This window comes from Citrobacter amalonaticus, assembly GCF_018323885.1.
GTDB classification, from domain to species: Bacteria; Pseudomonadota; Gammaproteobacteria; order Enterobacterales; family Enterobacteriaceae; genus Citrobacter_A; species Citrobacter_A amalonaticus.
This window is the reverse complement of the sequence record NZ_AP024585.1, coordinates 3527398-3542380: the sequence shown is the minus strand read 5'-3', so window position 1 is coordinate 3542380 and position 14983 is coordinate 3527398. Positions and strand designations below refer to the sequence as shown.

Annotated in this window: 6 protein-coding genes; 2 read left to right on the top strand and 4 right to left on the bottom strand. The window is 57.4% G+C overall.

All coding sequences use genetic code 11. The annotated features are described in order from the left end of the window. Positions 1 to 43: 43 nt before the first annotated feature. Together KI228_RS16780 and smpB are read right to left on the bottom strand one after the other, a co-directional pair. Positions 44 to 10780 (bottom strand): BapA/Bap/LapF family large adhesin, encoded by a 10737-nt coding sequence (locus tag KI228_RS16780; RefSeq protein ID WP_212807506.1) that lies wholly within the window; start codon positions 10778 to 10780, stop codon positions 44 to 46. Positions 10781 to 11396: 616 nt separating this feature from the next. Continuing rightward, positions 11397 to 11879, bottom strand: coding sequence for an SsrA-binding protein SmpB (gene smpB, locus KI228_RS16775; RefSeq protein ID WP_042325938.1), 483 nt, complete (start codon positions 11877 to 11879; stop codon positions 11397 to 11399). Between the two features lie 130 nt (positions 11880 to 12009). On the opposite strand from smpB, the gene KI228_RS16770 reads away from it, so the two are divergent. Further along, on the top strand, positions 12010 to 12486 hold the full coding sequence (locus KI228_RS16770; RefSeq protein WP_042999680.1) for a type II toxin-antitoxin system RatA family toxin: 477 nt from the start codon (positions 12010 to 12012) through the stop codon (positions 12484 to 12486). Further along, positions 12476 to 12766 carry an RnfH family protein gene (locus tag KI228_RS16765; RefSeq protein ID WP_042999681.1) on the top strand — a complete coding sequence of 97 codons (291 nt, stop codon included), beginning with the start codon at positions 12476 to 12478 and terminating at the stop codon, positions 12764 to 12766. Before KI228_RS16770 ends, KI228_RS16765 begins: the two co-directional genes overlap by 11 nt. A 54-nt stretch (positions 12767 to 12820) precedes the next feature. Here KI228_RS16765 and bamE read toward each other — a convergent pair whose 3' ends face one another. Both bamE and recN read right to left on the bottom strand, forming a co-directional pair. Then, positions 12821 to 13165, bottom strand: coding sequence for an outer membrane protein assembly factor BamE (gene bamE, locus KI228_RS16760; RefSeq protein ID WP_044255202.1), 345 nt, complete (start codon positions 13163 to 13165; stop codon positions 12821 to 12823). Positions 13166 to 13314: 149 nt separating this feature from the next. Continuing rightward, positions 13315 to 14976 (bottom strand): DNA repair protein RecN, encoded by a 1662-nt coding sequence (gene recN / locus KI228_RS16755; protein ID WP_042999683.1) that lies wholly within the window; start codon positions 14974 to 14976, stop codon positions 13315 to 13317. Positions 14977 to 14983: the final 7 nt, after the last annotated feature.

The following is a 14983-nucleotide window of genomic DNA, read 5'->3' as shown; positions in this document are numbered from 1 at the left end:
GCGTGCGCCCGGGGTCGTTGTGTGGTCGTGCTACTGGCCTTTATCAGGTCACAATATGGTTTTGTTCGATAAGCTCCGTCAGCGTGGTTTGTACATTCTCCAGGGTTACCAGTTGCGTGGAGTGGTAAGTGCTGCCCGCCCCGTCACGGTCAATAGAGAGAGTGGTATTGCCGCCGCTGGTGCTGACGCTGAGATAGTTGCCCAGCGAGGCGGTTTGCCCGTTCCAGCCCACCAGCAAATCGCCGATGTCAATTTTGTCGCCCTGCGCCAGCGAGAAGTTTCTCCATGTGTCAGTCCCGTTGCCGCCCGTGGCATCGCTGGCGTTGAGCAGGTTGTAGATCAGCGTGTCGCCATATACCGATCCCACCAGCACGTCGCTTTGCACGGTACTGCTTACCTGCGGGGCGATATCCACCGTCAGCGTGGCGGTATCGGTATGACCGTGGGTGTCATTGAGCGTGTAAGTGAATGTCTCCTTCGTGGTGATGGACGAGAGCGCCACACCGTTGTTGAGCGTGTAGGTGTACGAACCGTCGGTGCGAATTTGCAGAGAACCGTAGTGGCCCTGAATGGTTGTAGTGGCGCTGGAGTAAGGATCCAGCGTGGCGGTACTGCCGTTGTAACCGGTAATGGTCAGGCGCGTATCGACGGTATTCAACTGGTCCATCGCACCGCCGGAGTCGCTGCCGTCAAAGATATTGCCGCTGACGGTGTGCGTGCCGGAGGTTTCGAAGTTATCCAGATCGACCGTCGTCCCGGTGATTTTCGGCGTAATGGTCGCTGCGCCCGCCAGGGTGTTATTGCCGGTGAAGTTCAGCGTGTAGGTGCCGCCATCCAGCTCCAGCCCGCTCAGATTGACGGTCACGGTGGCGCCGCCGAGCGTGATATTGGCGACCGGCACGGTACCGGAGCGAACGACCACGCCGTTTTCCAGTATTGACCAGCTAATGGTCAGATTGCCCAGCGTCACCAGCGTCGAGACATCAAAGACGATGGACGCGCCTTTCAGAATGGTGCCTGCCGCGACGTCAAAGGTTCCGCTGCCGCTACCGGTTCTGCCAAGGACTCCCCAACTGGCACTCCCGACGGTGGAATCCAGATAACTCGTGGTGTCCTGTACGGACGGGGCCAACAGGGTATCGCTGACATCGTTCACGGCATCCAGCGGACGGGCAGTCGGCTGGATATTGAGCGAGGCGGTATCGGTATCCCCGTTTGGCGCTTTCACCGTGTAGATGAAGCTGTCCGGTGTTTTGGTGCCGTCCGCACCTACGCCGCTTTTCAGGGTGTAGGTGTAGTTCCCTTTCGCATCAATGGTTAACGTGCCGTAGGTGCCGACAATGGTTGTCGTGCCGGTAGCGGCAACCGCCACACCGTTTACCTGGGTGACCAGCGTGCCGGCGGGGGCGATATCGTCGCTCAACACATTGCCCTGGGTGCTGGTGGTCAGGCTGTCAACGCTGTAAACATGATCCTCCAGCACGTTCAGGGTATAGCCGGTTAACGCCGTGACGCCAAATGCCGGGTTCAGCAGGAACAGGTATTCGCCGCCCGGCAGATTCAGCGTCAGCTTGTCGGACTGACCGCCCAGCAGCGGTGCGTTCAGCCAGTTTTTCTCCACTCGCCACTGTTCAAACTTCTGGGTGACGTCGTTGAAGCGATAGATGTACAGATCGAAGCTGGACGCCACCGCCACGCCGCCAATGGAGGATTGCAGCGTCATGGTGCGCGTAGAACCCTGCTCAACGTCGAAAATAATTGGGTTGCTCAGTTTGTCCAGTACGCCCAGATCCAGCACGTTGCCCAGACTGACGTTCACCACCGTAAAGCCGCCCTGCGAGGACGCCCCGTTGTTGATCGCCTCCACATGCGTGTCATAGGGCAGGGTGGAGACGTTATCGACGGCGGTCACGCTGCTGACCGGAGCGTCATTGCCCAGAGTAATCACCAGCTTCGCCGAGGCGCTGTTGCCGCCGCCGTTGATGGTGTAGGTGAAGCTATCCGTGCGGCCAATCACTGAGGCCGGACTGTTCGGGTTCAGCGCATAGCTGTAGCTACCGTCCTGATTAATCGTCAGCGTGCCGTAGACGCCCTGAATGACGTTACTGCCAGCGTTAAGCGTAAAGACTTGTCCGTTGGCGTTAGTGACTGTGGTGACAAGGGTATCCTGCGGCGCGCTGTCGTTATTCAGCACGTTGCCGGTCTGCGGCGTGGTGGTAGTGATGGTACCGGCACTGGTCTCTTCGACGCTGACGTTCAGTGCGGTATAAGAGCCGGTTGCCAGCAGCGCGGTGTTATAAGTCAGAACCCGATAAGTACCGCCCTCCAGTCCGGACACGTTCACCGTGACGCCGCTGCTGCCGAGCGTCAGTAAATTGGCAAACTGTGCCTGCGCGGTGTCGATGACCGTGGTCCACGAGTTAGTCGCGGCATCATATTTCTGGATCGCCACCTCCTGCGTATTCAGCAACGAGAGCACAACCCCGGTAGTGCTGGCGTCTATCACCAGACTGGCGCTGCCGCCGTCCTGAATGGTGAACTCCACGGCTGCCGTATCGTTACCTAACACGTTCGCCACGTTGCCCAGCGCGCCAACCAGCAGCAAACCATAGTCGCTCAGTTGCTCGGTTGTGACGGTGGCACTGGAGGTTAACTCCAGATTTTCAACGTTATCGCTGGCCGAGATGGGCAGCGTTGGCGCGGTGACCTGCGTCGGGGTCGAGGCGTTGCCGACGGCGTCCGTGGCGCTGACGCTGATGTTCTCGCCGCTGGTCTGTTTGCGATCGAAGGTATAGGTGTAATTGCCGCTGCTGTTGGCGGTTGTGGTCACCGTTAAGCCCGTGCTAAGCGTGATGCTCACCGTACTGCCCGCTTCAGCGGTGCCGCTGATGCTGGCGCCGTCGGCGCTCACGGTGCCCGTTGGCGCGACCGTGACCGTATCCACCGTGACGGTATAACCGGATGACAGCGTACTGGTGCCGTTGGTGTTAGTGGCTGTGGCGGTGAGGATGTGCGTTCCGTCGGCGATGTTGGCCTGCGGGGTCAGCGACCAGTTACCTTGCGCATCCACGCTGGTGCTGCCAATAGAGACGCCGTCGCTGTACACCGTGATGGTGGAGAACGGCTGACCCGTCCCGTTTAACAACGGTCTGGCGTCATTGGTGGCCTGACCGTTGGCCACCAGGCCGGTGATAGAGCCCACATCGTCCGTCAACGAGGCGATCACCGGGGCTCCAGGCAGACCACTGAACGGCGCAATGACGCTGCCGGAGGTCCCGGTATTACCCGCTTTGTCCTGGGCGACTACCTGCAACGTCTCTCCACCGACCTGCGCAGGGGTAATCAGAATGTTAAAGCTGCCAGTGGTGCCGTCCGCAACGCCGGTACCCAGCACCGTGCCATCGCTGCTGGTGATAGTGACCGTGCTGCCGGCCTCTGCCGTACCGGTGACGTGACTGCCGTTGGTGACCACCGCCAGATTGGTCGGCGTGCCGGGCGGCGTGGTATCCACCACGATGGTCGATGTCGCCGACGATGCGCTGACATTGCCCGCGGCGTCGGTGGCTTTGGCGGTAAAGGTATGCGCACCCTCCGTCAGTGCGGTGGTAGGCGTAAAGCTCCACGCGCCGTTGGCATCCGCCTGAATCGGGGTTGGCGTGAGTAACGTTGCGCCGTCATAGAGTGTGATGAATGCGCCCGGCTCGCTGGTGCCACGCAGCTCTGGCAGGGGGTCATTGGTGCTTTGTCCGCTGCCGACGGGACCGATGATATTGCTGACATCATCAAGAATGGTGGTGATCACCGGCGCGGTTGGCGCCAGCGTATCCACCGTGACGGCGAAACTGGCCGCCGGACCGACGTTGCCCGCGGCGTCAGTCGCGGTCACAGCAAGGGTATGCGCGCCGTTAGTCAGGGCGGTGGTTGGTGTGAAGGTCCAGTTGCCGTCCGTACCGACAACGAGGCTGCCAATGACCGTGCCGTTATCGGTAAAGGTTAGCGTGGTGCCAGGCTCTGCCGTGCCGTTAAGCGTTGGGCGAGTGTCATTGGTGCTCTGATTGGGCGACAGATTGCCGGTTTGCGGCGCGCTGTCATCGACCACAGAAGTAATTACCGGTGCCAGCGGCGCGGCGGTATCTACCGTGACGGTGAAGCTGGCAGAAGGACCGACGTTACCAGCGGCATCCGTTGGGGTGAAGGTTAACGGATGATTCCCCTGGCCCAGATCGCTGGTGGGGGTAAAGGTCCAGCTCCCGTTCGCCTCAACCGTCACGCTGGCGAGGGGAACGCCGTTGTCTGCGATGCTGATTGTGGTCCCCGGTTCACCGGTGCCGGTGAAAACAGGACGCGCATCGTTGGTGGTTTGACCGCTGCTCAGACTGCCGGTGACCGGGCCAACGTCATCCTGCACATTACTGATTATTGGCGCGCCAGGCGAAACGGTATCGATCGTCAGCGTAAAATTCGCTGATGCCGGGCCGGTATTGCCCGCGCTGTCGGTGGCGGTGACCCTCAGCGAGTGGCCCCCCTGGGACAATCCGTCCGGCCGGTAGCTCCAGCTCCCGCCTTCGGTCACGGTGGCGGTGCCAAGCAGAACGTTGCCATCGTAGACGTTAATGGTGCTACCGGGTTCACCGGTTCCGGTCATGATCGGGCGGGTATCATTGGTGCTTTGCCCGCTGGTGAGCGCACCCGTTCCTGGCGTCACGTTATCGATGACGCTGACGATGGTGGGAGCCGGAGGGGCAACCGTATCGACGACCACAGTAAAGGTAGCGCCAGGGCTGACGTTACCGGCCGCGTCTGTGGCGGTTACGTTGAACGTGTGTGAGCCATTGCCCAGCGCGGTGGCGGGCGTAAAGGTCCATGCGCCTGTACCGTTGGCCTGCACGGTGCCTAGCAGCGTGGTGCCGTCAAAAATGCTGACGGTGCTGTTCGCTTCGGCGGTTCCGGTCAGCGTTGGCCGCGTGTCGTTGGTGCTTTGTCCGTTGTTCAGTGAACCACTATTCGGGGCGACATCATCACTGACGGAACTGATGACAGGAGCCGATGGCGCCTGTGTGTCCACGGTCAGAGTGAACGCGGCGGACGGGCCTTCGTTGCCTGCCGCGTCCGTGGCCGTGACGGTCAGATTGTGTGGGCCGCTGCCTAATGGGGTATCCGGTGAGAGCGACCAGCTTCCATCGGTGCCCACCACCACGCTGCCCACGGCGAGTCCGCCGTCATACAGCGTAACAGTGGCGCCCGGCTCCGCCGTTCCCTGGAAGGTTGGCTGAGTATCATTGGTGCTTTGTCCGTTCGCCAGTACGCCGGTTGACGGAGTGGTGTCATCGGTGACGCTTTGAATCACCGGTACCCGTGGCGCGGTGGTATCGACGTTCACCGTGTACGCGGTGGAAGGCGCGCTGACGTTACCCATCGCATCGGTGGCGGTGACGGTAATCGCATGTGAGCCTGTGGCAAGCGTCGGAGAGGTAAAACTCCAGCTACCGTTGGTGACCTGCGTGGTGCCGATTTTCACGCCATTGTCATAGAGGGTAATCGTACTGCCTTCTTCACCGCTGCCGGTAAAGGCGGGTGTGGTGTCATGGGTGCTGCCACCGTTACTGATGACGCCTGTTTGCGGCTCGCTGTTATCCGTGGCGCTGGTAAGGGTTGGCGCTACTGGCGGCGTGGTATCCACCACCACGACAAATGCTTCCGACGCGACGCTGGTGTTCCCTGCCGCATCGGTGGCAGTGATGGTCAGATTGTGGCTGCCTTCCCCCAGACCGGTGGGAGGCGTAAAACTCCACGTGCCGTTGACGACCTGTACCTGACCGATTGGCGTATTGCCATCGTAAATCGTGATGGTTTCGCCGTTGGTGCCGCTGCCGCTCAGGGTGGGACGGGTATCGTTGGTCGTCTGCCCGCTGGTCAGTGTTCCCGTACCCGGGGCGACATCATCTGTCACGCTGCCAATCGACGGTTGTGCCGGTGGAGTGAGATCGACGGTGATGTTGACCACGGCTGACGCTTTGCTGCCATCCACAGTATCGATAACCTCGAAGGTGTGCAGGCCTTCGGCTAACGTGGCGGTGGATGTCCAGTTCCAGTTGCCGTTCTCGTCAACCGGGACGTTTGACGCGACAACGATGCCGTCGACCAGAATATCGACGGTTGAGTTCGGTGTGGAAACGCCGCGCAGTCCCGGTTGCGTATCGTCAGTGGTTTGTCCGCTCTTCAGATCGCCCTGAATGGTGCCGGTGTCATCGACTATCGCGCTGATGACCGGCAACCCGGTGCCGGAGCCGGTAAAGTTAGTGGGATCGCTGGTGTTACCGGCGGCATCCTGCGCCGTAGCGGTCAGCGAATTGACGCCTGTTTGCGCTGGCGTGACCTGAATCTGGAACGTGCCGTCCGTTGCCACGCCCGTACCAATCACATTGCCGTCGGTATCGCGGATCGTCACCGTGCTGCCGGTTTCCGCCGTGCCGCTGACCGTCGCGCCATCGGCTGTGATCGTTACCTCCTCCGGGGACGCCGGTTTAGTCAGATCGACGTTCAGCGAGATGGAGGCAGAAGGTGTGCTGACGTTACCCGCCGGATCGGTGGCCGTTGCCGTCAACGTGTAATTGCCTTCGGTGAGCGGCGAATCCGGGGTGATCGTCCAGTTCCCTGCGGCATCGACTTCAGCCGTGCCAATCGCCGTGCTGCCATTCGACAGGGTGATGGTGCTGCCGGGTTCGCCGGTACCGCTAATGGGTAACCCGGGCTGATTGGTGACTGCCGGACTGCCCAGCGAGGTGATAAACGGCGCGTCGGGTGCCTGGGTATCAATGATGATGCCAGTCGCCTCCGACGGCTGACTGGTGTTACCTGCGGCATCTTTTGCCGTCACGCTAAAGTTGTAATGGCCTTCGACCAGGGCGCTATCCGGGGTAAAGCTCCAGACGCCATCAATGACCTCGGCAGTGCCAATCTCCACGCCGTTATTCAGAATGGTGACAATGCTACCCGTCTCGCCCGTCCCACTCAGCGTTGGGGTGGTATCGTTGGTTAGCGCTCCGGCGTTCAACGCCCCGTCATCATCGCTCACAGCCAGCGTTGGCGTGCCAGGCGCCTGGGTATCCACGCGAACAATGCGATCCGGCGAGGTGCTGCTGTTACCGGCAGGATCGGTCGCGGTGATCTTGATGATATGGTCGCCCTGCGACAGCAGTGGCGACGGGATGCTCCAGTTCCCGGAATTATCAATCACCAGCGATGGCAGCGCGACGCCATCCAGCGTGATAGTGATCGTGTCGCCTGGCGCACCACTTCCGCTCAGCAGCGGTCGCGTATCATCGGTGTACTGACCGTTATCGAGAGTGCCGGTCTGATTGCCGACGCGGTCAGTGACGGTCAGGTTGGGCACGGCGGGTGGGGTGGTATCTACCAGAATGCCGATCGGCGCGGAGGGTTCACTGATATTGCCCGCCGGATCGGTGCTGGTGAGGGTAAAAACATGGTCGCCTTCATCAAGGGCATCCGACGTGTAGCTCCAGACGCCGTTAGTCACCGTGACGGTGGTAACCAGATCGCCATTGTCGTAAATGCTGATGATATCGCCATCTGTTCCCGTACCGCTCAGAACCGGCTGGATTTCCCGGGTCGCCTGACCGTCGGTGAGTGGGCCATTTGCGCCATCCGTCAGCGTCAGCGCCGGAGTGTCGGGGGCGGTGGTATCCACCGTAATGGTTATCGGGGAGGATTTCTCGCTGGTGTTGCCCAGAGGATCGCTGGCGGTGACGCGCAGCGTATGGTCGCCTTCGCCCAGCGCGGGAGTCGGGGTAAAGCTCCAGCTCCCGTTTTCCGCAACTTTTGTCGTGCCAATGATCGCCGTTCCGTCATACACCGTAATGGTGTCTCCGGCGGTGCCGCTTCCACTTAACACCGGTTGCGTGGCGTCGGTCACGTCGTTGTCCGTCAGTTCACCTACGTTGCTGCCAGTGTTGTCAGTCAGGGTCACGATCGGAACGACTGGCGGCGTGGTATCGACGGTAATCGTGATGGGTGCAGAAGGTGTGCTGGTCTGGTTTTCCGCATCGGTCGCGGTGACGGTGAAGGTATGGTCGCCGTCGCCCAGCACCGGTGTGGTGAGCGTCCAGTTGCCGTTGCTGTCCACGGTGGTGGTTCCCGCAAGCGGGGTCCCTCCGTCCAGAATGGTGATGGTTGCGCCGGGTTCACCGGTACCGTTTAAGGTCAACGTGTTGTCGTCCGTGCGCTGGCTGTTACTCAGATTGCCTTTCTGCGCGCCGGCATCATCGATAATCGCACTGATGATGGGGGCGTCTGGCGCTGTGATATCCGGGGCCGTAACGTAAGTTGGCTGGCTGGTATTGCTCGCGGCGTCGGTGGCGGTGACGCTCAGCGTTTCACCGTTGGCCTGCGGCGGGTTAAGGGTGATCACCAGCGTTCCGCTCTCCGGTACCGGACCGGTTTCCGCCAGCGTATTGCCGTCACTGTCTTTAATCGTAATCGTACTGCCGGGTTCGGCGGTGGCGGTCAGGGTGGTGCCGTCTGTTGAAATAACCGCCGTAGGTGGCTGCGGCGCGGTGGTATCCGGCGCGGTAACGTTGGCTGGCGTGCTGTTCTGATTTGCCGGATCGGTCACTGTGGCAGTAAGCGTTTCACCATTGGTTTGCGGCGTGTCCAGCGTGACGGTGAAATTCCCCTCGCCGTCGGTTTGACCCTGGCCAATCGGGTTACCGTCCGGATCGCGAATCGTCACCGTGCTGCCGGGTTCTGCTGTCCCCGTTACGGTGGTGCCATCATCCGAGACGTCCAGGTTTCCGGCGGGCTGCGGCGGGGTCGTGTCCGGGGCGAGGGCGGTCGCCGGAGGACTGGTCAGATTCGCCGGATCCTTGACGATGGCGGTTAAAATCTCTCCGTTGGTTTGTGGTGGGTTCAGTGTGACGGTGAATGAACCGTCGGGTTGAACCTGTTCAGATCCCAGCGGGGTGTTGTCGCTGCCGTAAATGGTCACCGTCGTGCCTGGCTCGGCGGTACCGGTTACGGTTGTCCCATCGTCGGAAACATCCAGATCACCGGCCGCCTGCGGAGGCGTAGTATCTGGAGCGGTTGCGTTGGCTGGCGAGCTGTCATTTCCCGCTTTATCCGTGGCGATGGCGGTCAGAACTTCTCCGTTTACCCGTGGCGGATTGAGCGGGAAGCTGAATTTCCCTTCGCTGTCTGCGGTCACGGTGCCGAGCGTGGTGCCGCTGGCGTCAGCAATGGTGACTTTACTTCCCGCCTCGGCGTTGCCGGTCAGCACGGTTCCGTTTTGCGAGACGAGCAGATCGTCGGGAGCCGCCGGTGGGGTAGTATCCACGGTGACCGCAAATTCTATCGTATTGCCGCTGACGCCGTCCTCTGTGGTCTGCGTGGCCGTGTAGTTGTGCAACCCTTCAGGCACATCTGTCAGATCGAACGTCCACGTGCCATCGTTGGCACTCGCCGTGCCGATCGCGATACCATTTTCATAAATGGTCACGACTGCGCCAGGCAACGCGGTACCTGTAAGGGTGGGGGTGGTGTCCTTGGTAAACTGACCGCTGCCTAACGTCACCGCGATGGGTTGCGTGTCATCAATGATGCCGGTAATGGTGGGGGCATCAGGAAAACCTGAGTCGGAACCGAGAAAGGCGGCTTCGTCACCTTCGTTACCCGCAGCGTCAGAAATATCGGCATACAGCTGTTCGGAATCGGTTTGCGCTGAAGTGAGGCGAACGGTAAACCGGCCAGTGTCATCGACCTGAACCGAGGCCAGGACATTGTGCTGGTTGTCGAAAATCGTGACGACACAACCCGCTTCTGCGATCCCTGAAACCCAGAGCCCATCTTCAGAAATCGCTAACCCGGAGACCTCATCAGGGGCAATCGTGTCGACGGTAAAGGTGAAATCACCGGAGATGGCGCTGGTATTACCGTTTTCGTCCGTCGCGGTCGCGGTCAGTACGTGTTCGCCTTCGGAAAGCGGGAGGTCGGGTTTATAGCTCCAGTTTCCTTGTTCATCGACGATAACGATCCCCATGACCTGCCCATTGTCATAGAGGGTGATGACGGAGCCAGCTTCACCTGTACCGGCAATCATCGGCTGGCTGTCGTTGGTGCTCTGGTTTTCCTGAATCGCCCCCGTAATGGCGGAGACGGCATCTGTTGCGCTGGTAATCACAGGGGCCGTCGGTGGTGTGGAATTTTCCCCGCCCGGAAGGTTCGTGTTGTTATCGCCGCCGCTGTTATTTCCACTTCCGTTATTTCCGCCCGCATCCCCCGGCGTGCCGCCGTTCCCGGAACCATCATCAGGATTACCATTGTCGTTATCATGATGATGACTGCTGCCACCTCCCGAGGATGCGATGGCCACGATTCCACCGGCAGCAACCGCGCCACCCAGAAGCCATGGCCAGAGTGCTCCGCCTTCGTGAGATTCGCCGGCAGTAACCAGTAAATCGTCAATGGTTGAAATTTGTTCAAAATGCAGACCGTTTTCCGGGTTTTCCACCCACCACAGAGCACCGTGACTGTCTTCCAGCACCAGTTGGCTGGCCCCCTGGTCGTTCGCCACATAGAAATTTTTAACGGTCAGTTTTTCACCGGACGTAAAGGTGATCACCAGATCCTGATTCACGCGAGCCAGTTGGCTGATGTCGCTACGCTCTGCGGATAATTTCACAATGGAAGGGGCATTAAGTGTGACTTCAGAGGCTTCAACATTGGTGGAAACGCCCGTCAACCTGGATATAACGGCGAGATGACGCATATGATCACTCCTGATGGCTAGCTCTGTGCATAAATTCGTTAAAACTACCGGGCAGGGAAAAGTACAGACGAGCGATCCCGTTCATCATGTGGATGAATTCTTGCCGGTGATGACAATGTTATGGCCGTGCAGATGATGGTTTCTGTTGCGTTGAATAACCCTTTGTTTTTTTGATCCACTGGTACTTTCGTATTAGATGATATAGTCAGAAAGAACTCATTCTGCAAATTAACGTATATTTGCGATTTGTTTAGTGGCGGTAAAATATATACAGTTTTGCACCGATTGGCGACGTGAAACGGTACGGTGCGGAAAGCGAGTGTGATTTATCTCATTGTATTGAAATTAATTTTATGATTTCTGTTAGCCGGATAGGTATTGATTTCTTACATAAATTGTATTGGTATTTTTGACTATTAAAATGTCAAAAAAAATTATTTGAAGTATTAGATTATTGCACTATGTACGTAATATGAATAGGGTTGAAGATATATTCTTATCAGTTTTACGTTTCGGGGAAATAGAAATAATAAAGGAGAGAATATATTTTTGGAGATTCAACAGGTAAATAATGATGACCTACCTCAAATGCGAGGCAGGTCACATAATAACATCGTTAGCGTCCGGCATTTTTCATAATGCGCGCTTTATCCAGTTGCCATTCACGTTCTTTCAGGTCGGAACGTTTGTCGTGCTGTTTCTTACCCTTCGCTACGCCAATTTTGACCTTGCACCAGGCATTCTTCCAGTACAGAGAAAGGGCGACAACAGTGTAGCCTTCACGATTCACGCGACCATACAGGGAATCAAGTTCACGCTGATTCAACAGCAGTTTACGGGTGCGAGTGGGATCGCACACCACGTGCGTGGAGGCCACCGCCATCGGCGTAAAGTTAGCGCCGAACAGGTACGCTTCGCCGTCTTTCAGGATCACATAGCTGTCGCCGATGTTGGCTTTACCGGCGCGCAGGGATTTCACTTCCCACCCTTGCAGAGCGAGTCCCGCTTCGAATTCTTCTTCGATAAAGTATTCGTGTCGCGCGCGCTTGTTGAGCGCGATGGTGGCTGAGCCAGGTTTGTGTGCTTTTTTCTTCGTCATAGTGCCGCTCAGTATAGGTAATCTGGAATCGAAAAACACCCCATTTCATCCTTTGGGGCGCAAGGAGATATCTTAACATGAACGTGGTTGTACCCTGTTGTGGGATAGCGTTTTTTTTACCTTGTGATAAATGGTATTATTTGTTCGATTTTTGTTGATGGAAAGAGCTATGCCGCAGATTAGTCGAACCGCGTTAGTCCCTTACAGTGCGGAACAGATGTATCAGTTAGTGAATGATGTTCAGTCCTATCCCCAGTTTTTACCGGGTTGTACCGGCAGCCGTGTTCTCGAGTCTACGCCAGGACAGATGACGGCCGCAGTGGATGTCTCTAAGGCGGGGATCAGCAAGACGTTCACCACGCGAAATCAGTTAACCAGTAACCAGAGTATCTTGATGCATCTGGTCGACGGTCCGTTCAAAAAATTGATTGGTGGCTGGAAATTTACGCCGCTGAGTACGGATGCCTGCCGCATTGAGTTTCATCTCGATTTCGAGTTTACCAATAAGCTGATCGAGCTGGCGTTTGGCCGTATCTTCAAAGAGCTGGCATCCAATATGGTGCAGGCTTTTACGGTTCGAGCCAAAGAGGTCTACCGTGTCGCCTAAGATTGTCGTTGAGGTGGCCTATGCGCTGCCTGAGAAACAGTACCTGCAACCGGTGACGTTGCAGCCGGGGGCAACGGTCGAAGAGGCTATCCGCGCGTCGGGGCTGCTGGAACTGCGAACCGATATCGACCTGACGAAAAACAAAGTCGGTATTTACAGCCGTCCGGTCAAGCTGGCGGATGTATTACAGGATGGCGATCGGGTAGAAATTTACCGACCACTGATTGCCGATCCGAAAGAGTTGCGCAGACAGCGGGCAGAGAAATCGGCAAAAAAATAGCAGATAACAAAAAAGGTGCTCTCAGAGCACCTTTTTTGTTATCTGAAGACAAGCTTACGGGTTGTTGGTCAACGAAGGCTTGTTATCGATATTGGTCAATACACCGCTGCTGTTGAAGGTTAACGTCAGCGTTTGCTGCGTAACACCTTCATGGCCCGGCTGTTGACGGAACACATAGAACCAGGTGTTGGTGCCAAACGGATCGGACATCATCGGCGTACCCAGCGCATAGGCAACCTGTTGTTGCGTCATGCCCACACGAATTTTGGCTACATCGTTCGCGGTCAGATAGTTCCCCTGGTTGATATCAGGGCGGTAAACCACTCGCTCCAGAGTGGAACAGCCTGCGGTCAACATCAATAATACTGCTGCGGCAGCAGTCAGCGTTTTACAGCGCATAGTGATTTGATTCCTTTTCGGGCCCGAGCAGTACGTGGCTCATATGTAATATGCCGATGATAATAGACCTTTCACCACTTTAAAACCTTTTGCTTACGGGTCCGACGGCGTTTTTGTTGTCTACTCTGACCGTTAAGGTGCAAAAAAGTTTACGCTGCCAGCAGTTCTTTCGCATTTGCTAGGGTGTTGCGCGTTACTTCGCTGCCGCCCAGCAGGCGCGCCAGCTCCTGCAACCGTGCGCGTTTATCCAGTGGTTGCATGTGCGTTTCGGTCATTTCGCCGTCGGTCTCTTTACTGACAAAAAAGTGCTGATGACCGCATCCCGCCACTTGTGGAAGGTGCGTGACGCACATCACTTGTGTTGACTCACCGAGCTGACGCAGCAATTTCCCGACCACTGCGGCTGTTGGACCACTGATGCCGACATCGACTTCATCGAAAATCAGCGCTGGGGTTTCCATCTTACGTGCGGTAATCACCTGAATGGCGAGAGCAATACGCGACAGTTCCCCACCGGAGGCCACTTTGGCAATCGGCTGCATCGGCTGGCCTGGGTTAGTTGTCACTTTAAACTCGACGCGGTCTGCGCCGTCCTGGCTCAGATGGTGCTCATCAAACGCCACGTCGATAGTGAAACGGCCGTGTGGCATAGAGAGTGAGTGCATACTCTCGGTAATGAGGGTACTCAGTTCCTGGGCATAGTGCTGACGTTGCTCATGCAGCGCTTTCGCTGCTTCCAGCGCCTGCTGGCGGTGTTTGTTCACGGCCAGAGTCAACGTTTCCAGCGAGTCGGCCTGATCGTCGAGCTGCTGCTGTTCCTCCAGTAACGACTGGTAATACTGTGGCAGCGCTTCTGGACTGACGTGGTGTTTACGGGCCAGCGAAATTTGCTTCGAGATACGCTGTTCCAGTTCGAACAGGCGATTAGGGTCTAAATCCAGGCGATCGCAATAGTGGCGCAGCTCGTCACTGGCTTCCGTGAGTTGAATCGTTGCCTCTTCCAGCATATCAAGAATGCCTGAGAGCTTACCGTCCATACCGACCAGTTCACTAACCAGTTGCTTTGCGGTATAGAGCTGACTTTGTAGGTTAACGTCTTCACCGTCTGCCATCAGCGACAGCGCATTCTGGCTGGTGGAGAGAAGCTGGCCGCTGTTGGCCAGGCGTTTGTACTCTTCATCAATCTGTTCAAACTCACCCGGCTGCGGGTTAAATTCATTCAGCTCTTTAAGCTGATATTGCAGCAGTTCCGCACGAGCGGCACGTTCCTGACTCAGCTGCTGGTGATGTGCTAAATCACGGCAGCTCTGGTGCCAGAGTTGGTAACGCGCAGCCATATCCTGCACCCGCACGGATTCATTCGCGTAGCCATCAAGCAAGGATTTCTGGTGTTCAGCTTTGGTCAGCAACTGATGCGCGTGCTGGCCGTGAATTTGAATGAGCAGTTGTCCCAGTTCGCGAAGCTGAGAGAGGGGAACCGCAGTCCCGTTGATAAAACCACGGGAGCGCCCGTCGCTGCTGATCACGCGGCGAAGTAAACACTCACGTCCTTCTTCAAGCTGGTTTTCTTCCAGCCAGCGCAGGGCTGCAGGGGTATCCTTCAGCGAAAAACGGGCGCACAGGTCAGCACGGCTGGCGCCGGCCCGGACCATGTCGGCTTCAGCACGGCCACCAAGGCACAAGCCGAGCGCATCAATTGCAATAGATTTACCCGCCCCGGTTTCACCGGTGATGACGGTCATTCCGCTCTGAAAATCGATCTCAAGTTCACGAACGATAGCAAAATTGCTGATGGTCAGTTGTGCCAACATAGTCGTT